The following is a 26,221-nucleotide window of genomic DNA, read 5'->3' on the forward strand; positions in this document are numbered from 1 at the left end:
ACCCGTGCCGCAGGCGGCCGATGAGTGCCCGCTGTGGACGAAACCGCGACTGGGGATGAATGTGCAGGGGTTGCCGCCTAGGGCGACGCACTCGAGCCGTCTGTCGAACCGGTTCCCGACGAGTCCGTGCCACCGGTGGTGGAGCCGTCCGTAGTCGAGCCGTCGGTGGTCGTGCCGTCGGTCGTGGATCCCGTCGTCGTCGAACCATCGGTGACCGTGCCGGTGGGCGTGGCCGCCGTCGGTGCGGTGACCTCGTTGGTCGCAGTCGGGTCGGCCGTCGGTTCGCTCGTTGCGCTGGGCTCCGCGACCGTCGACCCCTCGACGGGAACGTCGGCAGGTGCGCTCGGCGCGGTCGGTGCGACCGATGCCGCCGTCGACGGGGGCGCGGTACTGCTGGGCGCACCGGTGGTGGGGTCTGCGGTCGCCGTGGAGGTCGGGAACGCTCCCGGCTGATCCGCCTCGACGATGGCCTTGATCCTGGTCTCGTAGGCGTCGAGCTGGGCTTCGATCTCCTCCGGGGGCACCTCACCGGCTTCGATGGCCTCACCGTAGGCGGCGATCTCCGTCCACAGGGCGTCGAGTTCGGCCATGGCCTCCTCCGACAGCGGCTCGTCGAGCGTGACGAACAACTGCCGGGCCAGCGCGTAGGTCAGGCAGTTGACGCAGTCGTAGTTCAGCGCGCCTGCGAGGTTCTGCGGCGCGACCACGTTGTCTCCCGCCTCGTCCTCGTCGATGACGAAGACGACCTGGAACGCGACGGCCACGGCCGAACACGACGAACACGACGCATAGGCCTGGGCTTCGTTGACGTTCATGACGTCGGTCTCGTCGGTGGTCCACACCAGGGCGAAGGCGGCCTCGTACTCCGTGGTGCCGTCGGTGGTGTTGACCGCCAGCGCCTGCGTGTCACCCGGGCCGGGAGCCAACGGCTTGTCGACCGGGAAGACCCAGCCCTGGTCTGCGCCGGGAGTCGCCGCGGCAGCGTATCCACCACCGCCGCCGCCGGGCGCCGCAGGTGCCTTCGGTACGAGGATGACGGCGAGTTCGGGTGCCCGCTTGACCGGACGCGGCGTGGTCGTGTCCCAAACCGCCTGCAGGACACCCTGCTTGCCCTCGAAGAGGGTGGGCGTCGATACCGCCCGCGGCTCGACGTCCCCGGTCACCGGTTCGGCGATCCGGTCGCTGTCCAATGCGTAGACGATGTCGCCGATGGTGCCCCGCTCGTCCGGGCTGATCGGCCGGTAGTTGTCCTCCCGCGGCAACCAGGCGTAGCCCACCGCGCCGACGACCGCGACGCCGAGTGCCGCGACCAGGATTCGCCTCAGCGGCTTGCCCTCGGTGCCCGCCCACGCCGCGGCGCTCGACTGGCGGACGAACCGGATCAGCATGTAGAGCACACCGGCGACGGGGATCACGATGGCCACCATCGCCAGCACCCGGGCCGTCGCCTGAACCATGTCACCCTCGGCCCACGCGGTGCCGAGCACGTCCTGTTGCTTGCCGAGGCTCGCCCATGCGGTACCGATCAGACGCGGGAGCGCGATGACGGCCGCGGCGAGGGCGCTGATGAGGAGCGGGATGACCACGATCACCCAGCCGGTGACGAGGATCCGGGCCCATGGCTTGAGCAGGCGGGCACCCGGGTCGCCCCACCGCCAGGGCAGTGCACCGAGGAGTGTCGGCTTGATGCGCGAGTACAGGTCGGGCACACCCGTGAGGTCGGCGAGGACGTGGTAGCCGTCGAAGCGCACCATGGGCGCCAACTGGCGCAGCATCTGCAGGATCTGCGTCGCGACGACCAGCAGCAGGGCGTCGTAGCGCAGCCACCACCACAGGGCCGTGATGCCGACGGCGACTATCGCATTGAAGTAGAGCCCGCCGAGGTCGGTGCGCACCCGTCCGGCCCTGCCGAGTCGGTAGGAGTCGGTGACGTCGGTGTAGAAGGCGGGCCACACGAGGTACAGCCCGACGCCCATGACCCCGGGCGTGGAACCGCCGTACCTCGCTGCCGCGGCGTGCCCGAACTCGTGAAAGCCCGCGGACAGGATGGTGACCGCGAAGACCAGGATCAGCAGCCCCGGACGCTCGAAGGCGTCATACGCCGCCGAAGCCAGTCCCTTCTCGAGGAAGACCCACCAGCACACGACCGCGAACGCAGCCAGCATCGGTACGACGACCCACGGCCGGAATAGGACGCGGAACGGGTCGGTGAGGCTGCGGGTGCGGTCCGGATCGGTCACCGCGTAGCGAAAGCGCAGTCCGAGCAACGGGTTGCGCTTCTTCAGCTCGGGCTGCCCACCGTCCACCCGCACCAACAGACCCAGCGGCCGCAGCTGCTTGTCGACCAGGTGGTCGACGTTGTCGGCGCTGACCGTTCGGCCGGTCGACTCCGACACCGCAGCGGCGATGTCGGCGGAGGTTTGGTGCCCGTCGCTCTCCCGGAGGATCGCGTAGAGCAGCGGCGTGAGTTGAACCGTCTGCCCGTCCGCGCGACGGGCCAGCGACGGCGGAATCCGGTAGCCGGACCCCGCCATCTCGCCGATCAGCTCGACTCCGTCGGCGCGCCTCGGACCGGCGTCGACCGATTCCGATCCATGCGTGGACACCGTCATCTGAACTCTCCTGGTGCGGTCGCAGCTCGTCGGTCAGCCGTCAGGCGCCCGAGTCCCCCGAGCTGCTACTCGAGCCGGCATCGCCGGTGCTGCCCGCCGTGCTGCCGGAGTCACCCGCCGTGCTGCCCGTGGCGCCGGTCGAGTCTCCGTCGCCCTGCGAGATGGTCGAGTCCTGGTTGGCCGTCGCGTTGGCCTCACCGGTGATGCTCTGGGTGATGATCGCGTCCTGCTGCGCATCGGCGATGGCATCGGAGTCGATGGACCCGATGTTGGCCGCGACACCGGCGTTGATCGGCGCGGCGACGTTGGCGTTGGCGGCGACGGCACCACTGATCGGGGCCGCGAGGTCGGTGTCGAGGTCGACGTTCACGTTGACGTTGAGCAGGTTGCCGTCGAGAAGCCCGCCGGTGCTGGTGTCGACGGCAGGCGCGGTGACCTCGCCGCCCGTGTCGGTGCCGTCGGTGACGCCGCCGGTGGTCGGATCGGTGACCGTTCCGGTTTCGTCGTCGTCAGTGTCCATGCCGCCCTGATCGATGCCGCTGACCTGGTTGGAGGTCGCGAAGGCGTCGGCGTCGAGCGTCTGGTCCAGCATGACGCCCTGGTCGACCGTCGCCTGGGCACCCGAGCCCGACGACAGCACGTTGGCGCTGGCGGCCGCGTCGAGCGGCGCGGCGACGTTGAGGTTGGCCGCGGCGGCCAGGTCGATGGGCGATGCCGCGTCGATCGCGACGTCGACGTCGGCGTTCAGGTCGAGGATCGAGACGACTTCCTTGTCCGGCAGCGCGATGGCGCTCTCGGCGAGGAGTTCTTCGGTGGTCAGTCCGTCGGCGCTCATGGCCAGCTCCAATCCGTTCGGGTCCCGACGGCCGCCGGGCTCGTTTGCTGTGTGGCCGGGGTACCCACGAAAATTGACGATCCAACCAACTTCGTGCAGAGAAATTCCGACGCTTCCCAGGAAGTCGGTCCTTTGTTATGTTTGCTAACGAGCTGCGCCGCACCGGGTCTCGGCATTCGAGCCGCCGCAGGCGGCACCGACGCGGACTCCCGAGGGCACGTGCGGAGCCCAGCCCGGGCGCGATGTTCACGCGTTGTTGACGTCCATGGCATCTTCCTGGGACCCGGGCCGCGTAGGACTACTGCCATGGGTTCCACGCAGGAATACGACCTCGTCGTCATCGGGTCCGGCCCGGGCGGACAGAAGGCCGCCATCGCCGCGGCCAAGCTCGGCAAGTCGGTCGCCATCATCGAACGCGGTCGCATGCTCGGCGGGGTCTGCGTCAACACCGGCACCATTCCGTCGAAGACCCTGCGCGAGGCCGTCGTCTATCTCACGGGGATGAGTCAACGGGAGCTGTACGGGGCGAGCTACCGGGTCAAGGAGAAGATCACCCCCGCCGACCTGCTGGCACGCACCCAGCACGTGATCGGCAAGGAGATCGACGTCGTCAGGTCACAACTGATGCGCAACCGCATCGACCTCTACGAGGGTCATGCCCGCTTCATCGACGAGCACTCCGTCGTGGTGGAGGATCCGTCGCGCGCCGAGCGAATCACGTTGGCGGGCCGCAACATCGTGATCGCCACCGGCACGAAGCCGCTCCGTCCTGCGGGCGTGGACTTCGACACCGAACGCGTGCTCGACAGCGACGGGATCCTGGACCTCAAGACCATCCCGACGTCGATGGTCGTGGTCGGCGCCGGCGTGATTGGCATCGAGTACGCGTCGATGTTCGCCGCACTCGGCACCAAGGTGACCGTGGTCGAGAAGCGCGCCACGATGCTCGACTTCTGCGACCCGGAGATCGTCGAGGCGCTGCGGTTCCACCTGCGCGACCTCGCGGTCACGTTCCGCTTCGGCGAGGAGGTCACCGCCGTCGACGTCGGCACGGGCGGCACCGTCACGACGTTGGCAAGCGGCAAGCAGATCCCGGCCGACACCGTGATGTACTCCGCCGGGCGGCAGGGTCAGACCGATCACCTCGACCTCCCCGCGGCAGGGCTCGAGGCCGACGCACGCGGCCGGATCTTCGTCGACGACGACTACCAGACGAAGGTCGACCACATCTACGCCGTCGGCGACGTCATCGGGTTCCCCGCACTGGCCGCCACGTCGATGGACCAGGGCAGGCTTGCGGCATACCACGCGTTCGGCGAGCCCTGCAAGGGCATGACCGAGCTGCAACCCATCGGCATCTACTCGATCCCCGAGGTGTCCTACGTCGGCGCCACCGAGGTCGACCTCACCAAGGAGTCGGTGCCCTACGAGGTGGGCGTGTCCCGCTACCGCGAACTCGCGCGCGGGCAGATCGCCGGCGACTCGTACGGCATGCTCAAGCTGCTGGTCTCCACCGACGACCTCCGTCTGCTCGGCGTCCACATCTTCGGCACCAACGCCACCGAGATGGTGCACATCGGCCAGGCGGTCATGGGTTGCGGCGGCACCATCGAGTACCTCGTCGACGCAGTGTTCAACTACCCCACGTTCTCCGAGGCCTACAAGGTCGCGGCGCTCGACGTCATGAACAAGCTGCGCGCGCTCAGCCAATTCCGCCGCTAGCAGTCGTCACCGAACGCGTCCGGCGCCCTGTCGGCTTCGCCTCCGGCCTGTGCGCGGGCGAGCAACCCGGCCACCGCATCGTCGAACGGCGGTGAGTAGGACACGTCGTCGTGGCAGCCCCCGCCGTCCAGTCCCCCGGTGATGCCCGCGACGGTGGAACCCGACACCCACGGCGACCCGCTCGTCCCGTCGACCAGGCCGGCGCACCGCAGCGACGGGAAGGACTCCTCGTGGGCGGCGATCGTCGTACGGCAGCCGATCGGTCCGCCGCCGACGCCCATGGGGTAGCCGGTGACCGCGACGTCAGCGCCCACCGCCGGGACCCGGCCCAGCGCGAAGCCGCCGCCCGCAGCGTCCCGAACTGACCCGCCGCCATCCCGGCTCACGCGCGCGATTGCGAAGTCCGCCAACGGATCCTGAACCGCCAGCCAACGCGGGTCGAGGAAGACCTCGTCGACGTGCCAGGCGTCATTGGGCTGGACCTCGCCCGAGAAGCCAGGCACGAAGTACGCGTCCACACCGTCGGCGACGCAGTGCGCGGCGGTCAGGATCAGGTCGCCGGACGCCGAGTCCAGCACCGAGCCCGAACACGTGTGCAGCGTCTCACCGCCAAGGAACAACGCCCCTACCCGCCGGTCCGGCGCGACCGGCGCCGCGCTGATCGCGTCCGGCGTCTGCGGCGTGGATTGCGCGAGTCGTGGCGTCGCGTCCTGATGGGAGCAGCCGACCGCGACCATCGCGAGCGCGACCATCACGAGCGACCGGATCCACATCCCCCGATGGTGCCCGACCGGCGGCGGCCCGGCAGTGCTCCGGAATGCCCCCAGGTTCGACGACGTTGCCAACGGGTACCGGGGCTGACGTGGCGCCGATGCCCGAGTGCGGGACACTGGGGTGACGAGGGCGCGAGTCGAACGATCGGCCCATGGGCGTGGTGAGGAGGCGAAGCACGATGACGGACGATCCGAACAGTCCAGAGCAGCAGTATCAGCCAGACCAGAGCGGGATGTACGAACTCGAGTTCCCGGCACCCCAGCTGTCGGCGGCAGACGGCCGCGGACCAGTGATGATCCACGCGCTGGAGGGTTTCTCCGATGCCGGACACGCGATCAAGCTTGCTGCCGAGCACCTGAAGAACGCGCTCGACACCGAACTCGTCGCGTCGTTCGCGATCGACGATCTGCTCGACTACCGGTCGCGCCGCCCGCTGATGACGTTCAAGACCGACCACTTCACCCAGTACGAGACGCCGGAACTCAACCTGTACGCGCTGCACGACAGCGTCGGAACGCCGTTCCTGCTGTTGGCCGGTCTCGAGCCGGACCTCAAGTGGGAGCGGTTCGTCACCGCGGTACGACTGCTGTCGGAGCGGCTCGGCGTCCGCCGGGTGATCGGCCTTGGCACGATTCCCATGGCGGTACCGCACACCCGTCCGGTGACGATGACGGCGCATGCCGCCGACAAGGAGCTGATCGCCGGCCACGAGCCCTGGGTCGGTGAGGTTCAGGTGCCCGGCAGCGTGTCGAATCTGCTCGAGTTCCGGATGGCGCAGCACGGCCACGAGGCCATGGGCTTCACGGTGCACGTGCCGCACTACCTGGCCCAGACCGACTACCCGCCCGCCGCGGAGGCGCTGCTGGCCGAGGTCGCGCGGTCCGCTGCGCTGCAGATCCCGCTGGCGGCACTCGGTGAGGCTGCCGCCGAGGTGCACACCAAGATCAACGAGCAGGTCGAGTCCAGCGCCGAAGTCGCTCAAGTGGTGACCGCGCTGGAGCGCCAGTACGATGCGTTCGTCGCAGCTCAGGAGAATCGTTCGCTGCTCGCCCGGGACGAAGACCTACCGAGCGGCGATGAACTGGGCGCCGAATTCGAGAAGTTCCTGGCCGAGCAGGCTGGTGACGATCCCTCGGAGGGGGACGGCGGCACCGCAACGCCCTGACAGGAGTTGACATGACCGACCGCACGCCTCATCTACGACCGGTGCGCGAGGTCACCCCGACACTGCACTACCGGACCATCCACGGGTATCGCCGCGCGTTTCGCGTGGCGGGGTCCGGTCCGGCGATCCTGCTGATCCACGGCATCGGCGACAACTCGACGACGTGGAGCACGGTGCAGTCCGCGCTCGCGCAGCGGTTCACGGTGATCGCCCCCGATCTGCTCGGCCACGGCAAGTCCGACAAGCCACGGGCGGACTACTCGGTGGCGGCGTACGCCAACGGGATGCGCGACCTGCTCAGCGTTCTCGACGTCGAGCGGGTGACCGTGGTGGGGCATTCGCTGGGCGGTGGCGTCGCGATGCAGTTCGCCTATCAGTTCCCCCAGTTGGTCGACCGCCTGATCCTCGTCGGTGCGGGAGGCGTCACCAAGGACGTCAACGTGGCGTTGCGCATCGCCGCCATGCCGATGGGCACCGAAGCGCTGGCCCTGCTGCGGCTACCGCTGGTGCTGCCTGCGCTGCAGGCGGTGGGCCGCGTGGGCGGCGCGCTGCTCGGCAAGACAGCGGCGGGCCGCGACATCCCCGACATGCTCCGCATCCTGGCCGACCTGCCCGAGCCGACCGCGTCCTCCGCGTTCGCTCGCACGCTGCGTGCCGTGGTGGACTGGCGCGGCCAGGTGGTCACGATGCTGGACCGCTGTTACCTGACCGAATCCGTTCCCGTGCAACTCATCTGGGGCTCGCACGATTCGGTGATCCCCGTCGGCCACGCCAGGATGGCCCACTCGGCGATGCCGGGTTCCCGACTCGAGGTGTTCGACGGATCGGGCCACTTCCCCTTCCACGACGACCCCGACCGGTTCGTGGAGGTCGTCGAGAAGTTCATCGACTCCACCGAACCCGCGGTCTACGACCAGGATCTGCTGCGCAACCTGCTGCGCGCGGGCATCAGCGAGCAGACCATCACCGGCTCGGTGGGCACCCGTGTCGCGGTACTCGACGCGATGGGAGCCGACGAGCGCAGCGCCACCTGAGGCGCTTCGAAACGTCGTAGCATCGGAGCATGGCGATCGACGTGACAGTGCTGCGTGTGTTCACCGACTCCGAGGGCAACTACGGCAACCCACTGGGCGTGGTGGACGCCGCGGCTGCGCCGCCGTCCGAACGGCAGCGCATCGCGACCGAACTCGGATACAGCGAGACGATCTTCATCGACCTGCCCGCCGCGGGAGCGGCGACGGCGCGGGCGCACATCTTCACTCCCGCAACGGAATTGCCGTTCGCGGGCCACCCGACTGTGGGTGCGGCGTGGTGGCTCCATCGACGCGGCACCCCGGTGCGTACGTTGCAGGTGCCCGCCGGCATCGTCGGAGTGTCCTACGACGACGGAGCCGACGGCGAGATGGCGATCATCCGGGCCCGTTCGGACTGGGCGCCGGACTTCTCGATCTACGACATGGCCTCGGTCGACGAAGTACTCACCGCCGACCCCGACGACTACACCGAGGACGTCGAGCACTACCTGTGGGCCTGGATCGACCGGGAGGCGGGAACCATCCGGTCCCGGATGTTCGCCAGCCATCTCGGCATCCCGGAGGACGAAGCCACCGGAGCCGCCGCGGTGCGCATCACCGATCACCTGAGCCGCGATCTGCTCATCACCCAGGGCGAGGGGTCGCAGATCCGTACGTGGTGGGATCCCGAGGGCTGGGTGAAGGTGGCCGGCCGGGTGGTCGACGACGGCGTCAGGCAGATCGACTAGCGGCGAGCCGAGCGGGTCAGCTCGGCGAGGCGACCTGACGGTGGGCCCGTAGGGCCTCGATCTCGCGTTCGAAGTCCTCGGCGGAGGAGAACGAGCGGTAGACGGAGGCGAAGCGCAGGTAGGCGACCTCGTCGAGGTCGCGCAGCGGGCCCAGGATCGCGAGGCCGACCTCGTTGCTGGGGACTTCGGGCGATCCGGTGGAGCGCACGGCGTCCTCCACCTTCTGCGCGAGGACGTTCAGCGCGTCGTCGTCGACGTCGCGGCCCTGGCAGGCACGCCGCACGCCCTTGATGACCTTCTCGCGGCTGAACGGTTCGGTGACGCCGCTGCGCTTGACCACCGCCAGCACCGCGGTCTCGACCGTGGTGAACCTCTTGCCGCACTCGGGGCACGACCGGCGCCTGCGGATCGCCTGGCCCTCGTCGGCCTCGCGCGAGTCGACGACACGGGAGTCGGGATGACGACAGAAGGGACAGTGCACAACCGCTCCTTCGCCGCGTATGTCGAGTCCGGGCGCCCCGGCCACATACGAGCGTACCGATTGACGGCAGCGGAAATCACGGCGCATGGCGCGGATCAGGCGACGGGTGCGATCAGCGTCTGTCCGGCGTCGACGCCGGCGGAGGAGAGTTCGTTGAGTTCGCGGATCTGGTCGACGACCGCCGCGACGGGCGCATCGGGTGCCACGCGCTGCGCGAGCTGCTGCAGCGACTCCCCCGTCTGCACCTGGACGACCGCCAGCTGACCCGGCGCGGGGGCCTCCGACGGCGCGCCGAACTGCGCGACCAGGCCGAGCCACACCGTGATCGCGGCCGCCACCAGCGCCAGCAGCACCGTGGTGGCGGGCGTGATCGGCTTGCGGCGGTTGGACGCTCGCGACATCAGCACGCCGGTGCCGCGGTACCGCAGCGGCTCGTTGGCCGGCCTGCGGCGCTGCGGACCGCGCCGCACGTCGGGGCGCGGCCGCATGGGGCGGGCGACGATTTCGGTGGGGTACTCCCGCGTGATGATGGTCATCTCTGGCGCCTTTCGTCCTGTCGTGCAGTGCCGGTCGTTCGCTACTGTGTTCGAACCATAATCGCTCAAGTGTTCGATGACTAGAACATGTGATCGAACTGTTGCAAACGATATCGGCGGGCACCGACAAGTCCGTTCGAGTCAATCTCCGGTCGCTCCTCTCTTGCCCTCCGCCGCGAACCCGAGCGCGACACGCGTCGAACACATGTTTGAAAAACGCTCCGGACCGGACTAGATTCGGCGCCATGAGTGACAGCAGCGACACGCAAGACGGCAGCGAGGCACGTCGCCCAACGGGTGTGGACGCCGCCTTGACCGAGCGACAGCGCACCATCCTCGACATGATCCGAAACTCGGTGACCACGCGCGGTTATCCCCCGAGCATCCGCGAGATCGGCGACGCCGTCGGCCTGACGTCGACGTCGTCGGTCGCACACCAGCTGCGCACGCTGGAGCGCAAGGGCTACCTGCGCCGCGACCCGAACCGTCCGCGTGCCGTCGACGTGCGTGGCTCCGAGGACAACGTCACTCCGATCGTCGCCACCGACGTCGCAGGTTCGGACTCACTGCCCGAGCCCACCTACGTGCCGGTGCTCGGCCGAATCGCCGCGGGCGGACCGATTCTCGCCGAACAGGCCGTGGAGGACGTCTTCCCGCTGCCGCGTGAGCTGGTCGGCGAGGGCTCGCTGTTCCTGCTCAAGGTCGTCGGCGAGTCGATGGTCGACGCCGCGATCTGCGACGGGGACTGGGTCGTCGTCCGCCAACAGAACGTCGCCGACAATGGCGACATCGTCGCGGCCATGATCGACGGCGAGGCGACGGTGAAGACCTTCAAGCGGACCCGCGGTCAGGTGTGGCTGATGCCGCACAACCCGGCGTTCGATCCGATTCCCGGCAACGACGCCCAGGTTCTGGGCAAGGTCGTCACGGTCATCCGCAAGATCTGACGACCGCGTGGGTCAGCCTCGGGTGAATCCGTTGGTGAGCGCGAATTCCTCGCTGGCGAACCAGATCTCGGCGCGTACCCGGTCGTACTCCCCGCTGCCGGGCAGCCAGTACAGGCCGGTCTTGGTGTCGGCCTTGATCGGATAGCCGTCGGGCGCATCGAACGGACTGTCGAGGGCCAGGCGCATCGACGTCTGCGACGGCGCAGTCTCCTCCATCGAGAGCGCGGCGTGCCGACCACTGGGCGGTCCGCTGGCCGGCTCCGCCGCGAGCGCCGTGGTGTCGGGCTCGTCGAACGACGAGTGCCGGTACTCCGAAGCGGAGGCGAAGGGGTCGATGCCCGTGAACGCCGACGTCCTCTCGCTGCCTGCATCGTCAACCGACGCATCGTCGAACGTGTCACTCGGCGTGATGTCGTCCGGTGTCGTGACGTCAGGAGTCTCGTCATCCGGCGTCTCGTCATCCGGGGTCGTGTCATCCGGTGTCGGAGCGTTTTCGCCCGTGTCATCGGCCCGGGCCACGTCCTCGGCAGTCACCACGCGCGTCGGCGCGGTGTCGATGGCGTCCTGATCCTCGGCGAAGTTGGCCGGGAACGCCTCGCTCCCCGGCACGCTGCCGGGACCCGACGGCTGGTCGTCGTCGACCGTCATCGCCCACGCGCTCAGCGGAACGTTCGGCGGCTGGCCGACGGCGGGTCGGTCGTCGGCGGCGGGCATCGGACCGGACTCGAAGTCCTGGTCGTCGTCGAAGTCGTCGTATTCGTCGAAGTGGTTCAGCGGTTCGCGGTCGTCGGTGCGGCGCCGCACCACGGCCGCCACGATCGCGGCGATGAGCAGCAGCACGGGGATGACGGCCAGTGCCCACCAGTACTTCTGGTACCACGGCTGTGCGCCCTCGGCGTCGGAGTCGGCGGCCTGGGGCGCCTGCGGCGCTCCCTGGCCGGGCACCTCGAGCCCTGCCAGTCCCGCCGCCAGGTTCGCCGGTTCGGTGGTGAACTCGCCGGTGGACCGGTTCCAGGAGATCGCGCCGTTGGCGAACTTCTGGGTGACGACGTCGCCGTCCTCGGTCTGGTCGGCGGTGGGAGCGCCCAGTTCGCCGGTGGCGCCACCGAGCTTCGCCCAGGCCGCGTTCATCGCACCGCGCACGATCACGGCGCCGAAGTCGGGGGTCCAGAAGATGACCGGGTTGTCCTCCGCGGTGAAGGAGGCGGTCCTGCTCGCCGGTGCCAGGCCGCCGTCGGCCTCGTTGGCCTTCGGGAAGCCCAGGTCGCTCTCGGGGCCGCCGACGCTCTCGTACTTCTCGAGCAGCTGGCCGGTGATGACGGTCGCCCCGGTGGCGGGGCTGTAGAAGATCTTGCCCCCGGCGAAGGTCTGCTGGAGACCGTCGTCGCCCACGGGCTCGGGCGGCCCCTCGGCCGCACCCAGCGGTCCGAGCGGACCCCCTGCGGCGCGTCGGGCGGCGTCGATCTCGGTGTTCGCGTTGCCCGGGATCTCGAGGCCCTCGAGCTGTGCGGCCAGTTCGGGTGGGGTGGTGGTGAACGTCTTGGTGCTGCGGTCCCAGGAGATCTGGCCACCGGTGAACGTCTGCGACACCACGTTTCCGCGGTAGACCTCGTCCTCGGTCGGGACGCCGAGGGTGCCCGCCGACCCACCGAGCCGGTCCCACGCCGCGTTGATCGCCCCGCGCACCACGTGGGCTCCGGTGTCGGGCGTCCAGAAGATCACCGGGTTGTCCGCCGCGCTGAACGTCGTATTGCGGCTGTTCGGCGCGCGCCCCGCGCCTTCGTCGATGTTCGGGAAGCCGAGGTCGCCGTCGCCGGGGCCGCCGAGCGACAGGTACTTCTCGAGGATCGCGCCCTGCATGATCCGCGCGCCGGTCTCGGGGGTGAAGTAGATCCTGCCGCTGGCGAAGTTCTGGCCGAATCCCGCGCCGACGGCGTACACGCCGCCGTCCTTGGGACCCAGTGCGCCGGTCGGACCGCCGCCTGCCTCCCACGCCTGCGTCATCGCCACGTCGGCATCGCCCTCGGGTGAAGCCGATGCGATCGGGATCGCCGGGGCGAACGCAATGACGGCAATCGCCATCACAAGCGCGACGCCGGCGCGCCCGATGAGCCTGCCGAGCAGGGTGTGCAGCACAGTCATCCGTCCTCCCCGCGACCCGCTCGGGGGTTCCCTCGAAGTATCGCGTCCGTCAACTCTGCGTCAGACGACGTCCATCTTGAGGGATATCCAAGCGTCTGCGGGCAAGTGTCGCGCGACCGGTACCCAATCGACGTCCAGCGCGCGGGCCCGCCGGGGTGCCTCAGACGCCCATGCTGCGGCCGATGATCTCCTTCATGATCTCGGTGGTTCCGCCGTAGATGGTCTGGATCCGGGCGTCGAGGAACGCCCTGGCCACGGGGTACTCGCGCATGTAGCCGTAGCCGCCGTGCAGCTGCAGACAGCGGTCGTTGAGTCGCACCTGGGTCTCGGTGGCGTACCACTTCGCCATGGCTGCCTGCTCGACCGAGAGCTTCTCGTCCAGGTGCAGGCGGAGGAACTCGTCGACCATGATCCGGACCATGGTGGCCTCGGTGGCCATCTCGGCCAGCGCGAACCGGCTGTTCTGGAAGCTGCCGATCGGCTTGCCGAACGCCTTGCGCTCCTTGGTGTACTGCAGGGTCTGTTCGAGCACGGCCTCCATGCCTGCGGCCGCCATCACGGCGATGCTGATGCGCTCCTGCGGCAGGTTCTGCATCAGGTAGACGAAGCCCGAGCCCTCTTCGCCCAGCAGGTTCTCCGCGGGGACCCGCACGTCGGTGAAGGACAGTTCGGCGGTGTCCTGGGCGTCCAGACCGATCTTGTCGAGGTGGCGGCCGCGCTCGAAGCCCTCCATGCCGCGCTCGACGACCAGCAGCGAGAAGCCGAGTGCGCCCTTCTCGGGGTCGGTGCACGCCACCACGATCACCAGGTCGGCGTGAACGCCGTTGGTGATGAACGTCTTCGACCCGTTGAGCACCCAGCTGCCGTCCTCCTGCTTGACGGCGCGGGACTTGATGCCCTGCAGGTCGCTGCCGGTGCCCGGTTCGGTCATGGCGATGGCGGTGATCAGTTCACCCGAGCAGAACCCGGGCAGCCAGCGCTGCTTCTGCTCCTCGGTCGCCAGGCGCAGGAAATAGGGCGCGATGACGTCGTTCTGCAGCGAGAAGCCGAGACCGCTGTAGCGGCCTGCGCTGGTCTCCTCGGTGACGATGACGTTGTAGCGGAAGTCGGGGTTGCCGCCGCCGCCGTACTCCTCGGGCACCGCCATGCCGAGGAAGCCCTGCTTGCCTGCCTCGAGCCAGACGCCGCGGTCGACGATCTTGTTCTTCTCCCACTCGTCGTGGAACGGCGCGACGTGGCGCTCCAGGAACGAGCGGTAGGACTCGCGGAACATGTCGTGCTCGGCCTCGAACAGCGTGCGATCGAACTTGACGGCCTGGGCCATGGCGGACCTCCGGATTGGCGGATGGGATTGCCTTCGACCATATACCAGCCAACCGGATGGTTGGGACCGGCGGCAACGGTGTGCCGACCCTAGAATCGTCAGAATGCCCCGCCCCGCCAGCCTCACCCACTGGGGCGCCTTCACCGCCGACGTCCGCGACGGCGACCTCGCATCGGTGTCACCCGCCGAGGGCGACGCCGACCCGTCTCCCCTGCTCGGCAATCTGCCCGGCTCCATCAAGCACCGCTCGCGGATCACGGGCCCGGCTGTGCGCCGCGGTTGGCTAGAGCACGGCCCCGGTCCCACCGAGGTGCGCGGCGCCGACCAGTTCGTCGCGGTGTCGTGGGACGAGCTGACCCAACTCCTGGCCGACGAGTTGCGCCGGGTCGTCGACTCGCACGGCAACGAGGCCATCTACGGCGGCTCCTACGGCTGGGCCAGCGCGGGACGCTTCCACCACGCACAGAGCCAGGTGCACCGCTTCCTGAAGATGCTGGGTGGCTACACGTTCTCCCGGCACTCCTACAGCCTGGGCGCGACCGGCGTCATCATGCCCCGGGTGGTCGGAACGCACGACGACCTGTTCAAGCGCTCGACGGACTGGAACGTCATCGCCGCGCACACCGACCTGATGGTCTGCTTCGGCGGCGTCGCGATGAAGAACACCGCGATCAATCACGGCGGTACGACGGCTCATCCGGCGCGCGACGCGCTGCGGCGCCTACGCGACCGCGGCGGGCGGATCGTGTCGTTCTCCCCGCTGCGCGACGACGTCGACGGCGAGTGCGAGTGGCTGGCGCCGGTGCCGGGCACCGACGTGGCGATCATGTTGGCGCTGGCCTACGTGCTGGCCACCGAGTCACTCGCCGACCGGACGTTCCTCGACCGCTACTGCACGGGCTACGACCGGTTCGAGCGCTACCTGCTAGGCCTCGACGACGGGGTGCCGAAATCGCCGGGGTGGGCCGAACCGATCTGCGGCCTGCCCGCCGACCGGCTCACCGAGTTGGCCCGCCGGATGGCGTCGAGCCGGACGCTCGTCACCGTCAGCTGGTCACTGCAGCGGGTGCGCCACGGCGAGCAGGCGCCCTGGATGGGCCTGACGCTCGCGGCGATGCTCGGCCAGATCGGTGTTCCCGGAGGCGGCTTCGGGCACGGGTACGGATCCATGAACGAGCCGGGTCTGCCGCCGCTGCGGTGCCGGCTCCCCGCGCTGCCGCAGGGACTCAACCCCGTGCGGTCGTTCATCCCGGTCGCGGCGGTCAGCGACATGCTGTTGCATCCCGGCGAGCCGTTCGACTTCAACGGGCTGCGCCTGACCTATCCCGACATTCGACTGGTGTACTGGGCGGGCGGCAATCCGTTCCACCACCACCAGGACATCCCGCGGTTGCGCCGGGCGCTGGGCCGGCCCGACACCATCGTGGTGCACGAGCCCTACTGGACGGCGATGGCCAAGCACGCCGACGTCGTGGTGCCGTCGACGACGGCCTATGAGCGCGAGGACTTCTCGGGCTCCCGCAACGACCCGATGTTCGTCGCCATGCCCGCGCTGACCGAGCCGTACGCCGACGCCCGCGACGACTACGCGACGTTCTCGGCTCTGGCGCATCGGCTCGGCTTCGGCGAGCAGTTCACCGAGGGTCGCACCGCACGGCAGTGGCTGGCGCACCTCTACGAGAAGTGGTCGGCCGAACTGGACTTCGACGTCCCGACGTTCGAGGAGTTCTGGAGCGCGGGCTCGCTACGCCTGCCCACCGAGGACGGTCTGAGCCTGCTCGGCGAGTTCCGCGCCGACCCGGTGACCCATCGGCTGGGCACGCCGAGCGGCCGCATCGAGATCTTCTCGGCCGACATCGACGGCTTCGGGTACGACGATTGCGCGGGCCATCCGCGGTGGTACGAACCCGACGAGTGGCTCGGCGGCGACCGGGCGGCGGCTCACCCGCTGCACCTGTTGGCCAATCAGCCGTCGTCGCGGCTGCACGGGCAGCTCGACGGCGGCGCGACCAGTCAGGCGTCGAAAGTGCATGGGCGCGAACCAATTCGGATCCACCCGCGGGCGGCGGAGCGGCGCGGGATCGTCGACGGCGACGTCGTGCGCGTGTTCAACGACCGCGGTGCGTGCCTGGCCGGCGCCGTGCTGGACGACCGCCTGCGGCCCGACGTGGTGCAGCTGCCGACGGGCGCCTGGTACGACCCGGCCGACGCCGGCGACGTGGACGCCATGTGCGTGCACGGCAACCCGAACGTCCTCACCGCCGACGTCGGCACCTCGTCGCTGGCGCAGGGCTGCACGGGCGCCCACGTGCTCGTCGAGATCGAGAAGTTCACCGGCGCACTGCCGCCCGTGCGCGCACACGAACCGCCGGTGATCGTCCACCGCTAGCGGCGGTCAGAACGTCGCGTAGTCCGCGAGGCTCGCCGCCAGCGTGGCGGACACCCGCGCCTTGATGCGCGTGCCGTTGTCGGTGTGCTCGGTCGCGTCGATCATCCCGTCGGCGTGAACCCGGGCGACCAGGTCGCCGCGGTCGTAGGGAATGGTCACGTCCACCGTCTTCTCGGTGGGGACGACCATCTCGCTCATCCGCTGCCGGAGTCGGTCGATGCCGTCGCCGGTGCGCGCCGAGACGAACATCGCGTCCGGCAGTGCGCGGCGCAGATGCGCCAGCGTCAGACCCGAGGCGGCGTCGGTCTTGTTGACCACGATCAACTCCGGCGGTGCGGCGATGTCGTATTCGGCGACCACCTCGTTGACGACCTGGCGGACGGCATTGATCTGCGCGAGCGGGTTGGCATCGGAGCCGTCGACGACGTGCACCAGTAGGTCGGCACCCATCACTTCTTCGAGCGTCGACCGGAACGCCTCCACCAGCTGGGTCGGCAGGTGCCTGACGAAGCCGACGGTGTCGGTCAGCACGAACGGGCGTCCGTCGTCGAAATGTCCACGGCGCGTAGTGGGTTCAAGCGTGGCGAACAGCGCATTCTCGACCAGCACACCCGCGCCGGTGAACGCGTTGAGCAGGCTCGACTTGCCGGCGTTGGTGTAGCCGACGATCGCGACCGACGGGATCTCGCTGCGACGGCGCCCACCGCGCTGGGTGTCGCGGATCTTCTTCATGTCCTTGATCTCGCGGCGCAGCTTGCTCATCCGCTCGCGGATGCGTCGGCGGTCGGTCTCGATCTTGGTCTCACCGGGACCACGGGTGCCGACGCCACCGCCTGCGCCACCCGCGCGGCCACCGGCCTGACGGGACATCGACTCGCCCCAGCCACGCAGCCTCGGCAGCATGTACTCCATCTGGGCGAGGGCGACCTGCGCCTTGCCTTCCCGGCTGGTGGCGTGCTGGGCGAAGATGTCGAGGATCAGCGCGGTGCGGTCCACCACCTTGACCTTGACGATCTTCTCGAGCGCGGTGAGTTGCGCAGGGCTGAGTTCGCCGTCGCAGATGACGGTGTCGGCACCGGTGGCCTCGACCACCTCGTGCAGTTCGGCCGCCTTGCCGGAGCCGATGTAGGTCGACGTGTCGGGCTTGTCGCGGCGCTGGATCAGGCCCTCGAGCACTTCGGAGCCTGCGGTCTCGGCCAGCGCGGCCAGCTCGGCCAGGCTCGCCTCGGCTTCGGCGGCGGTGCCGTCGGTCCACACGCCGACCAGGACGACTCGTTCGAGGCGCAGCTGGCGGTATTCGACCTCGGAGACGTCGGCAAGTTCTGTCGACAGTCCTGCGACGCGGCGCAGCGCCGTGCGGTCTGACAGCGCGAGTTCGCCGAGGCTCGGATCTTGGGAGTTGATGTCGGGATACGTCATGGGCGACTCAAGCGTCGCATGGAGATCACTTCTCATACACCTCGATTAACGCTGATGGGCGCGCCACCATTCCTCGGCCAAGTCGCCGGCGGCGACGAGTTCGGACGGTCCGCGCAGATAGCTGGTGGCGTCGGTGACGGTCACGGTGACTTCGCCTCCGGGGATGCGGACCAGCAGTGTTCCCGTCCGATCGCCGCGATGCTCGAGGGCGGCGACGGCGGCAGCGACGGTCCCGGTGCCACACGACCGGGTCTCTCCGACACCCCGTTCGTGTACCCGCATCGACAGCGCACCACCCGCCGGTGCGGTCAGCACTTCCACGTTGACACCCTCGGGGAACCGATCGGCGTCGAAGTCGACGGGCGCGGCGACGTCGAGCGTGGCCAGATCGGCCACGGTGAGATTAGCGACGACACACGCGAGGTGCGGATTGCCGACGTCGACGGCGGTGCCACCGAAGGTGCGGCCGCCCACGACGGCGGTGCCGGTGCCGGTCGTGTTGGCCTTGCCCATGTCGACGGTGACGTCGGCGAACACGGGGCCGGCGGCGTGCAGCGTCACGGGCCGCGGCCCGGCCAGGGATCCGACCACGAACTCGTCGCGGGACTCCAGGCCGCTGGACCGCAGGTAGTGGGCGAACACGCGGACGCCGTTGCCGCACATCTGCGCGATCGACCCGTCGGCGTTGCGGTAGTCCATGTACCAGTCACCGTCGGACAGACCCTCGGGGATCCGCTCGAACACGCCCGCCGCGAGCGCCGCACCCGCAGTGGTGACCCGCAGCAGGCCGTCGGCGCCCAGCCCGCGACGGCGGTCGCACAGTGCCGACACGGCGCCTGCGGTCAACCCGATGCGGGCGTCGAGGTCCGGCAGCACGACGAAGTCGTTCTGCGTGCCGTGCCCCTTGGCGAACCTCACCTGCTCAGGATATCCGTCGGGGCGCCGTCGTCCCGGCCACCGTCCCACGCGCGCAGCACCGCGTCGACGTTTCCGTCGGCCCCGCCGTCGAGCCAGAGGATCCGGTGGTCGCGCCGGAACCACGACCGCTGGCGCCGCACGTAGCGCCGCGTGCCGATGAACGTGCGTTCCCGCGCGTCCGCGAGCGCGTCGTCTCCGCCGCCGGCCGCGAGCGCGTCGAGCACCTGCGCGTAGCCGAGGGCCCGCGACGCGGTGACGCCGTCGCGCAGGCCCCGCTCGCACAGCCCGACCACCTCGTCGACGAGCCCACCCGTGAACATCAGGTCGGTGCGCTGGGCGAGCCGGTCGTCGAGCAGCGCGGTGTCCCAGTCGAGGCCGACGAGCAGCGTGTCCCAGCGCGGCGTCCCGATCACCGGGGCGCTGGCCGCGAATGGTTGGCCAGTCAGCTCGACCACCTCGAGCGCCCGGACGACGCGGCGGCCGTCCGTGGGCAGGATCGACGCCGCGGCGTCGGCGTCGACGCGGGCCAGTTCGGCGTGCAGCGCAGCCACCCCGACCTCGGCCAGCCGGCTCTCCCACCTTGCCCGTACCCGAGGGTCGGTGGCCGGGAACGACCACTGGTCGAGCAGTGACTGCACGTAGAGCATGGACCCGCCGACCAGGATCGGGACCGCCCCGCGGGCGGCGACGTCCTCGACGTCGGATGCAGCGGCCTCCTGGTACCGCGCGACGGTGGCGGTCTGCGTGACGTCGAGGACGTCGAGCTGGTGGTGCGGGATGCCGCGGCGCTCCTCGACGGTGAGCTTCGCCGTTCCGACGTCCATGCCGCGGTAGAGCTGCATGGCATCGGCGTTGACGATCTCGCCGCCGATGCGTTCGGCGACCGCCAGCGCCAGCGCGGACTTGCCCGTGCCGGTGGGGCCGACGATCGCGATGGGGCGGCGCGTCATTGGGCTGGTGCCTCTTCACCGCCCGCTTCGCTGCTGCCCGCCGGTGTCTTTCCCCCGGTCGCTTCGCTCCTGCCCGCCGGTGCCCACGTCCCTACGAAGTACCCCACCCCGTACGGCGCCCCGCGGTAGCGCTCCTCCGCCGCCACGGGCCCGGGCCCCGCCAGACCCGCCAGTACCCGGTGGGCCACCCGGCCGACCCGCGCGAGGGCGGCCACGTCGCCGGCCGCCAGCGCGTCGTCGAGTTCCTCCTGCCCGGGCAGCGACGCAGGGTCGTAACCGCCCGGTGCGGTGGAGGTCAGGGTGTTCGCCCCGTCGGCGACGACGAGCACCCCGACGTCCCCGGCCATCGCGTCGATCTCGGCGCGCAGCGCTCGCCCCGCGGCCGTGGCGGCGTCGGGCTCGAGATCGTCGGCGAACGCCCGCACCTCGACCGTGGCGGCCGGGTTTGCGCGTCCACGCACCCAGCCGGCGATCAGCGCGCACAGCGGCAGCGCGCCCGGCGCCGAGTCGGCCCCCGGTGCGAGCGCGACGCGGACGTCGACGCCGTAGCCGGCGAACGTGCCGACCGACTCCGGCCCGATCGCGTCGGCATCGCGTGCGGCGCCGATGACCACCCAGCGGTCGGGCAGCGCGGCGGCGGCGTCCAGTGCCGCGGTCCGCAGGTCGGTCAGTTCCTCGGCGGCGCCGGTCGCGAGTTCGGTCACCATCACGGGGGCGGACGGGATGACGGCGATGGCGCTCAGCACGCGTCCACGCTAGCCACGTCTCCCCGGGTCGCTTCGCTCCTGCCCACCGGCGCCCGGCCGGGTGGACTCGTCGAGACCCTGGGCGTTGGCGGCCTCGCCGCGGGCCAGCGCCGCGGTGGCCACGACCATGACGGCGAAGGCCGCGACGAGGGTGAACCAGCCTGCCTCGCCGGGTCGCAGCGCCTCCCCGAGGATGACGACTCCGAGCACCGAGCCCACCACCGGCTCGGCGACCGTCATCGTGGGTAGCGACGCCGTGAGCGCCCCGGCGCGGAACGACGACTGCTGCCACGCCGTGCCCAGCACCGCCACTACCGCCCAGGCGTACAGCTCAGGGGTCTTGAGCACTTCCCACAATCCGTCGTCGAGTCGGTCGACCACGCCCTTGGTCAACACGGCGAACACGCCCCACAGCGATCCCGACACCAGCGCCAGCAGCACGGCGCCTGCTGGGCGGCCGGACAGGAATCGCGCGGCGACCACGCAGATCACGATCGCCGGCACCAGCACGGCGATCACCAGTGACCACGTCTCCAGCGACGCGCGCGACTGTCCCTCGGTCGGGTTGCCGACCGTGACGATCACCGCGACCGACGCGGCGAGCAGTGCCGCCCACGTCCACTGGAACCGCGTCACCCGGTGGCCGGTCACCCTGGCGTTGATGGGAAGGGCGAACAGCAGCGACGTGACCATGATGGCCTGCACCAAGAGCACTGACCCGAAGCCGAGAGCCGCTGCCTGACAGGCGAATCCGGCAGCCGAGACACCGCTGCCCAACCACCACTGCCGGTCGCGCAGCAGCCGGAGGAACAGCTCGAGGTGCCCCACCGGCTCGTCTGTCACGTCGTGTGCGGAACGCTGATGGATGACGTCGCCCACCGCGATGAAGAACGCCGCACCCAGCGCGAGCAACGCCGCGATGTCAGCCTCGTCCACACCGTCTCCTCGAGCTCCGTCGACCCGTTCGGGCCGGCCGCACAGGTCCTGCGGGAATCGAGCCTAGGCAACTGCTGAGGCCAAGGCGTGCGCAGACCGCACGGCGACCTGTTTGAATAGCGGGCGAGACATACGGCGCCGCGTCGCGCGGCAGGAGCGTGGGATCCACGCAGAGTGCACGGAGATGACGGACATGACGACCAGCGAGTCAGGCAACCCCCCCAAGCCAGCTCCCAGGCCCGGGCCACGGCCCGTTCCCCGGCCGGGACCCGTCGCGCCGACCGCGCCGGTGGCTCCCTCCGTGCCCTCGACCGCCGACCCGCACCGGTTCGGCCGCGTCGATCCCGACGGCACCGTGTGGCTCATCACCGGCTCGGGCGAACGGCAGATCGGGTCGTGGCAGGCGGGTGACACCGAGGCGGCTTACGCGCACTTCGGGCGCAGGTTCGACGACCTGCACACCGAGGTCGTGCTGATGGAGCGCAGGCTCGAGTCCGGCACGGGCGACGCCCGCAAGATCAAGGCGGCGGCGAGCACCCTGGCCGAGACGCTGCCCACCGCCTCGGTGCTTGGCGACGTGGACTCGATCGCCGCGCGGCTGGCGACGATCCTGGAGAAGGCAGACACCCACGCCACCGAGGAGCGCCAGCGTCGCGACGAGCACCGCGCCGCGCAGACCGCCCGCAAGGAGGCGCTGGCCGTCGAGGCCGAGGAGATCGCCGCGACCTCGACGCAGTGGAAGGCCTCCGGCGACCGGCTGCGCGAGATCCTCGACGAGTGGCGCACGATCACCGGCCTGGACCGCAAGACCGACGACGCCCTGTGGAAGCGCTACTCGAGCGCGCGCGAGACGTTCAACCGGCGGCGGGGTTCCCACTTCGCCGACCTCGATCGCGAGCGGGCCGGCGTTCGACAGGCCAAGGAGGCGCTCTGCGAGCGCGCCGAGTCGCTGTCCGACTCGACCGACTGGGGCCCGACGGGCGCGGCGTTCCGCGACCTGCTGGTGCAGTGGAAGGCGGCCGGACGCACGGCCAAGGACGTCGACGACGCGCTGTGGAAGCGGTTCAAGGCGGCCCAGGACAAGTTCTTCTCCGCCCGCAACGCCGTCAATGCCGAGCGCGACGCGGAGTTCGAGGAGAACGCCAAGGCCAAGGAGGCGCTGCTCGCGCAGGCAGAGGCCATCGACCCCTCCGACGAGAAGGCGGCGCGGGCCGCGCTGCGCGTGATCGGCGACAAGTGGGACGCCATCGGCAAGGCGCCCCGGGAACGTGGCGCCGAACTCGAGCGCCGGTTGCGCGTCGTGGAGAAGAAGATCCGCGACGCCGTCACCACCACCGGAACCGATCCCGAGGCCCAGGCCAGGGCCGACCAGTTCCGGGTGCGTGCCGAGCAGTTCGAGCACCAGGCGGAGAAGGCCGAAGCGGCGGGCCGCACCAAGGACGCCGAGCAGGCCCGGGCGAGCGCGGCGCAGTGGCACGAATGGGCCGAGGCCGCCGTGGCAGCGCTCGGCAAGAAGCGCTAGCCGACGGGCGGTTCGCCGTCGGTGTCGTCCAGCAGGCTCTTGCGTTCGCGCTCGGCGGCGAGGCGTCGACGCTCCTCCTCGGCCGCGAGTTGCACGGCCGTGCGCGACCACACCACGCGAATCCAGTGGAACGTCAACAGGATCACCGCGATCCACGCCACGACCAGGCCCCAGCCCGGTCCGGGATAGGGCTCCGCGGCGGTCTGGCGCGACCAGATGGCGAGCATGCCCACCGGGCAGGCGACGGCCGACCCGGCGGCTGCCACCCAGGCCAGCCCCCAGCGCCGGGTGAGCAGCGCGAGCATCGAGAACCCGATGCCGAACACCAGCACCAGCCAGGCGAACACGCGGGACGGCAGCGCCACGCCCTCGCGAACGGCCGCGTCGCCGCCGATCAGTGCGTCGAGTCCCTTGGCGCCACCGGTGTGCGGCAGCAGGAAGGTCAGCAGCAGGACGAAGACCAGTCCCGCGACGACCACCGCCCTGGCGCCGGGGTCGATCTCGCGCGCCATGCGGCGTTCGACGTCCTCGATGTCGCCCTTGAACTGGTCGAACTCGCGGTCGCCGGTCACAGTCCGCATCCCGTCGCCGCGGGTGCGGCGGGTGGCGTCCCGATGGACGGCATGCCGAGGCCGACGTTCGTGGTGACCCGTCGGCCGGAGACGTGGGCGTCGCCCGCGCGGGTGCGCCGGTGGTCGGTGACCTCGGCATCGGCGGTCAGATGGTGGGGCGCGGCGGCGGTCAGCGTCGTGACGACGACGTCGCCCGGCCGGATGTCGCGCCCGCCGGGGGCGAAGTGCACCAGCCTGCCGTCACGCGCGCGACCGGACATCCGCGCGGTGGCGACGTCCTTGCGTCCCTCCCCCGCGGCGACCAGTAGTTCGACGGGGCGTCCGATCAGCGCCTGGTTCTCTTCCAGCGAGATCCGCTCCTGTAGGTCGATGAGACGTTGATAGCGTTCCTGCACAACCGCTTTGGGAAGCTGATCGGGCAGATCGGCGGCAGGGGTGCCGGGTCGCTTGGAGTACTGGAACGTGAATGCGCTGGCGAAGCGGGCGCGCTGGACCACGTCGAGCGTCGCCGCGAAGTCCTCTTCGGTCTCGCCGGGGAAGCCCACGATGATGTCGGTGGTGATCGCGGCGTGCGGGATGGCGGCACGGACGCGGTCGATGATGCCGAGGAAGCGTCCGGCGCGGTAGGACCGGCGCATCGCCTTGAGGATCCGGTCGGACCCCGACTGCAACGGCATGTGCAGCGTGGGGCATACGTTCGGCGTGGTCGCCATGGCCTCGATGACGTCGTCGGTGAACTCGGCGGGATGCGGTGAGGTGAATCGCACCCGCTCCAAGCCCTCGATGGTGCCGCACGCGCGCAGCAGCTTGGCGAACGCGCCGCGGTCGCGCGGGACCTGCGCCCAGTTGGTCGACTCCTCGCGCAAGCGCTCGTCGGTAGCAAAGGAGACGCCGTAGGCGTTCACGTTCTGCCCCAGCAGCGTCACCTCGAGGACGCCCTGGTCGGCCAGCGCCTTGACCTCGGCCAGGACGTCGCCGGGCCTGCGGTCGACCTCCTTGCCGCGCAGCGCGGGCACGATGCAGAACGTGCAGGTGTTGTTGCAGCCGACGGACACCGAAACCCAAGCGGCATAGGCGGATTCGCGGGTCGCGGGCAGCGAGGAGGGGAACTCCTGGAGCGCGTCGGCGATCTCGACCTGGGCGACCCTGTTGTGCCTGGCGCGTTCCAGCAGCACCGGCAGTGAGCCGATGTTGTGGGTGCCGAAGACCACGTCCACCCACGGGGCCTTGCGCAGCACCGCCTCCCGGTCCTTCTGAGCGAGGCAGCCGCCGACCGCGATCTGCATGTTCGGGTCGGCCTGCCTGCGCGGCGCCAGATGGCTGAGGTTGCCGTAGAGCTTGTTGTCGGCGTTCTCCCGCACGGCGCAGGTGTTGAACACCACGACGTCGGCGTCGGAGCCGTCGGCAGCGCGGCGGTAACCGGCCTCCTCGAGCAGCCCGGCGAGGCGCTCGGAGTCGTGCACGTTCATCTGGCAGCCGTACGTGCGGACCTGGTAGGTGCGCTGCGGCGGGACGTCGGCGGTTTCGACGTCGGTATGCGCCGGCGCGTCGCTGATCGCCATCGAAGTCACGGACCAATCTTACGGCTGGCCGCGGCGACACCAAATTCGCCGGATTGATCTAGACACCGGCGGTCCACGCCATACCTGGGTAAGGTCTGACCGCATGGAATCAGACGGTCCCTGCCCCCTCCGAGGCAAGGTATGAGCGCACCGGCTTCGGAGAGCCAGCCGATGATCTCAATGCAGGCCGTCAACAAGCACTTCGGCAGCCTCCACGTTCTCAAGGACATCAACCTCGAAGTGGACCGCGGCCAGGTGGTCGTCGTGCTCGGACCGTCCGGGTCGGGCAAGTCGACGTTGTGCCGCACCATAAATCGGCTCGAGCCGATCGACTCGGGCACCATCGCGGTCGATGGTCAGCCACTGCCCGACGAGGGCCGCAAGCTGGCCGCCCTGCGCTCGGACGTCGGCATGGTGTTCCAGTCGTTCAATCTCTTCGCGCACAAGACGATCGTCGACAACGTCGCGCTGGCACCGATGAAGGTGCGCAAGCTGTCGAGGGACGAAGCCCGCGCTCAGGCCATGAAGCTGCTCGAACGCGTCGGGGTGGCCAACCAGGCCGACAAGTACCCCGCGCAGCTGTCCGGCGGGCAGCAGCAGCGCGTGGCGATCGCCCGGTCACTGGCGATGAACCCCAAGGTGATGCTCTTCGACGAGCCCACCAGCGCGCTGGACCCCGAGATGATCAACGAGGTGCTCGCCGTCATGACGTCACTGGCCCGCGAGGGGATGACGATGGTGGTGGTGACCCACGAGATGGGCTTCGCCCGCAGTGCCGCGAACCGGGTCGTGTTCATGGCCGACGGTGCGATCGTCGAGGACGCCAAGCCCGAGGAGTTCTTCTCCAATCCGAAATCCGATCGTGCCAAGGACTTCCTCGGCAAGATCCTCAACCACTGAACACTGG

General features: G+C 69.8%; 22 protein-coding genes. 8 read left to right on the forward strand and 14 right to left on the reverse strand.

The annotated features are described in order from the left end of the window. Positions 1-77 precede the first annotated feature (77 nt). Together LOK44_RS23310 and LOK44_RS23315 are read right to left on the reverse strand one after the other, a co-directional pair. Positions 78-2,612: a hypothetical protein gene (locus LOK44_RS23310; RefSeq protein ID WP_237572462.1), complete on the reverse strand. Its 2,535-nt coding sequence runs from the start codon at positions 2,610-2,612 to the stop codon at positions 78-80. Positions 2,613-2,652: 40 nt separating this feature from the next. Next, positions 2,653-3,447 carry a peptidoglycan-binding protein gene (locus LOK44_RS23315; protein WP_237572463.1) on the reverse strand — a complete coding sequence of 265 codons (795 nt, stop codon included), beginning with the start codon at positions 3,445-3,447 and terminating at the stop codon, positions 2,653-2,655. A 306-nt stretch (positions 3,448-3,753) separates the two neighbouring features. On the opposite strand from LOK44_RS23315, the gene sthA reads away from it, so the two are divergent. Continuing rightward, entirely contained in the window at positions 3,754-5,169 is a 1,416-nt protein-coding gene (sthA, locus tag LOK44_RS23320) for a Si-specific NAD(P)(+) transhydrogenase (protein ID WP_237572464.1), read from the forward strand. On the opposite strand, the gene LOK44_RS23325 is transcribed toward sthA, so the two are convergent. Further along, on the reverse strand, positions 5,166-5,942 hold the full coding sequence (locus LOK44_RS23325) for a trypsin-like serine peptidase (RefSeq protein WP_237572465.1): 777 nt from the start codon (positions 5,940-5,942) through the stop codon (positions 5,166-5,168). The two genes, sthA and LOK44_RS23325, sit on opposite strands and share 4 nt — an antisense overlap. A 179-nt stretch (positions 5,943-6,121) precedes the next feature. Here LOK44_RS23325 and LOK44_RS23330 point away from each other — a divergent pair, with 179 nt between their 5' ends. From LOK44_RS23330 to LOK44_RS23340, 3 genes are read left to right on the forward strand one after another with little or no spacing between them, the layout of a single operon-like run. Further along, a complete protein-coding gene (locus tag LOK44_RS23330) occupies positions 6,122-7,108 on the forward strand; it encodes a proteasome assembly chaperone family protein (protein ID WP_237572466.1) in 987 nt (328 codons plus the stop codon). Positions 7,109-7,119: 11 nt separating this feature from the next. Beyond that, on the forward strand, positions 7,120-8,142 hold the full coding sequence (locus LOK44_RS23335) for an alpha/beta fold hydrolase (RefSeq protein WP_237572467.1): 1,023 nt from the start codon (positions 7,120-7,122) through the stop codon (positions 8,140-8,142). 29 nt (positions 8,143-8,171) lie between these two features. After that, positions 8,172-8,870, forward strand: coding sequence for a PhzF family protein (locus LOK44_RS23340; protein WP_237572468.1), 699 nt, complete (start codon positions 8,172-8,174; stop codon positions 8,868-8,870). A 16-nt stretch (positions 8,871-8,886) separates the two neighbouring features. Here LOK44_RS23340 and nrdR read toward each other — a convergent pair whose 3' ends face one another. Next, entirely contained in the window at positions 8,887-9,351 is a 465-nt protein-coding gene (gene nrdR, locus LOK44_RS23345) for a transcriptional regulator NrdR (protein ID WP_163917996.1), read from the reverse strand. A gap of 95 nt (positions 9,352-9,446) precedes the next feature. After that, positions 9,447-9,887, reverse strand: a complete 441-nt coding sequence (locus LOK44_RS23350) for a LysM peptidoglycan-binding domain-containing protein (protein ID WP_237572469.1) — start codon at positions 9,885-9,887, stop codon at positions 9,447-9,449. Between the two features lie 245 nt (positions 9,888-10,132). Here LOK44_RS23350 and lexA point away from each other — a divergent pair, with 245 nt between their 5' ends. Further along, entirely contained in the window at positions 10,133-10,834 is a 702-nt protein-coding gene (gene lexA / locus LOK44_RS23355; protein WP_237572470.1) for a transcriptional repressor LexA, read from the forward strand. A gap of 12 nt (positions 10,835-10,846) precedes the next feature. On the opposite strand, the gene LOK44_RS23360 is transcribed toward lexA, so the two are convergent. Together LOK44_RS23360 and LOK44_RS23365 are read right to left on the reverse strand one after the other, a co-directional pair. Then, complete coding sequence (locus LOK44_RS23360) at positions 10,847-12,976, reverse strand: LGFP repeat-containing protein (RefSeq protein ID WP_237572471.1); 2,130 nt, start codon at positions 12,974-12,976, stop codon at positions 10,847-10,849. A 160-nt stretch (positions 12,977-13,136) separates the two neighbouring features. Then, complete coding sequence (locus tag LOK44_RS23365) at positions 13,137-14,300, reverse strand: acyl-CoA dehydrogenase family protein (protein ID WP_237572472.1); 1,164 nt, start codon at positions 14,298-14,300, stop codon at positions 13,137-13,139. A gap of 103 nt (positions 14,301-14,403) precedes the next feature. Between LOK44_RS23365 and LOK44_RS23370 the strand changes: the two genes are divergently transcribed. Then, positions 14,404-16,689, forward strand: a complete 2,286-nt coding sequence (locus tag LOK44_RS23370) for a molybdopterin guanine dinucleotide-containing S/N-oxide reductase (RefSeq protein ID WP_237572473.1) — start codon at positions 14,404-14,406, stop codon at positions 16,687-16,689. A 6-nt stretch (positions 16,690-16,695) separates the two neighbouring features. Here the strand turns inward: LOK44_RS23370 and hflX are convergent, their stop codons facing one another. Genes hflX through LOK44_RS23395 form a run of 5 tightly spaced genes read right to left on the reverse strand, consistent with a single transcriptional unit; the run spans position 16,696 to position 21,658 of the window. Further along, complete coding sequence (gene hflX / locus LOK44_RS23375; RefSeq protein ID WP_237572474.1) at positions 16,696-18,108, reverse strand: GTPase HflX; 1,413 nt, start codon at positions 18,106-18,108, stop codon at positions 16,696-16,698. Positions 18,109-18,153: 45 nt separating this feature from the next. Next, positions 18,154-19,026, reverse strand: coding sequence for a diaminopimelate epimerase (dapF, locus tag LOK44_RS23380; protein ID WP_237572475.1), 873 nt, complete (start codon positions 19,024-19,026; stop codon positions 18,154-18,156). Further along, positions 19,023-19,976: a tRNA (adenosine(37)-N6)-dimethylallyltransferase MiaA gene (miaA, locus tag LOK44_RS23385; protein ID WP_237572476.1), complete on the reverse strand. Its 954-nt coding sequence runs from the start codon at positions 19,974-19,976 to the stop codon at positions 19,023-19,025. The genes dapF and miaA overlap by 4 nt, the downstream gene beginning before the upstream one ends. Continuing rightward, positions 19,973-20,722: a class III extradiol ring-cleavage dioxygenase family protein gene (locus LOK44_RS23390; RefSeq protein ID WP_237572477.1), complete on the reverse strand. Its 750-nt coding sequence runs from the start codon at positions 20,720-20,722 to the stop codon at positions 19,973-19,975. Before LOK44_RS23390 ends, miaA begins: the two co-directional genes overlap by 4 nt. 9 nt (positions 20,723-20,731) lie before the next feature. Then, positions 20,732-21,658 carry a DMT family transporter gene (locus LOK44_RS23395; protein ID WP_237572478.1) on the reverse strand — a complete coding sequence of 309 codons (927 nt, stop codon included), beginning with the start codon at positions 21,656-21,658 and terminating at the stop codon, positions 20,732-20,734. 193 nt (positions 21,659-21,851) lie between these two features. On the opposite strand from LOK44_RS23395, the gene LOK44_RS23400 reads away from it, so the two are divergent. Beyond that, positions 21,852-23,180: a DUF349 domain-containing protein gene (locus tag LOK44_RS23400; protein WP_237572479.1), complete on the forward strand. Its 1,329-nt coding sequence runs from the start codon at positions 21,852-21,854 to the stop codon at positions 23,178-23,180. On the opposite strand, the gene LOK44_RS23405 is transcribed toward LOK44_RS23400, so the two are convergent. Both LOK44_RS23405 and miaB read right to left on the reverse strand, forming a co-directional pair. Continuing rightward, positions 23,177-23,761, reverse strand: a complete 585-nt coding sequence (locus tag LOK44_RS23405) for an Rv2732c family membrane protein (protein WP_237572480.1) — start codon at positions 23,759-23,761, stop codon at positions 23,177-23,179. The genes LOK44_RS23400 and LOK44_RS23405 overlap by 4 nt on opposite strands. Continuing rightward, positions 23,749-25,314, reverse strand: coding sequence for a tRNA (N6-isopentenyl adenosine(37)-C2)-methylthiotransferase MiaB (miaB, locus tag LOK44_RS23410; protein WP_237572588.1), 1,566 nt, complete (start codon positions 25,312-25,314; stop codon positions 23,749-23,751). Before miaB ends, LOK44_RS23405 begins: the two co-directional genes overlap by 13 nt. 171 nt (positions 25,315-25,485) lie before the next feature. Here miaB and LOK44_RS23415 point away from each other — a divergent pair, with 171 nt between their 5' ends. Continuing rightward, the gene (locus tag LOK44_RS23415) at positions 25,486-26,214 is read left to right on the forward strand and encodes an amino acid ABC transporter ATP-binding protein (RefSeq protein ID WP_237572481.1); all 729 of its coding nucleotides are present in this window, start codon (positions 25,486-25,488) and stop codon (positions 26,212-26,214) included. Positions 26,215-26,221: the final 7 nt, after the last annotated feature.

The organism is Mycolicibacterium lacusdiani (genome assembly GCF_021916785.1).
Lineage (GTDB): Bacteria > Actinomycetota > Actinomycetes > Mycobacteriales > Mycobacteriaceae > Mycobacterium > Mycobacterium lacusdiani.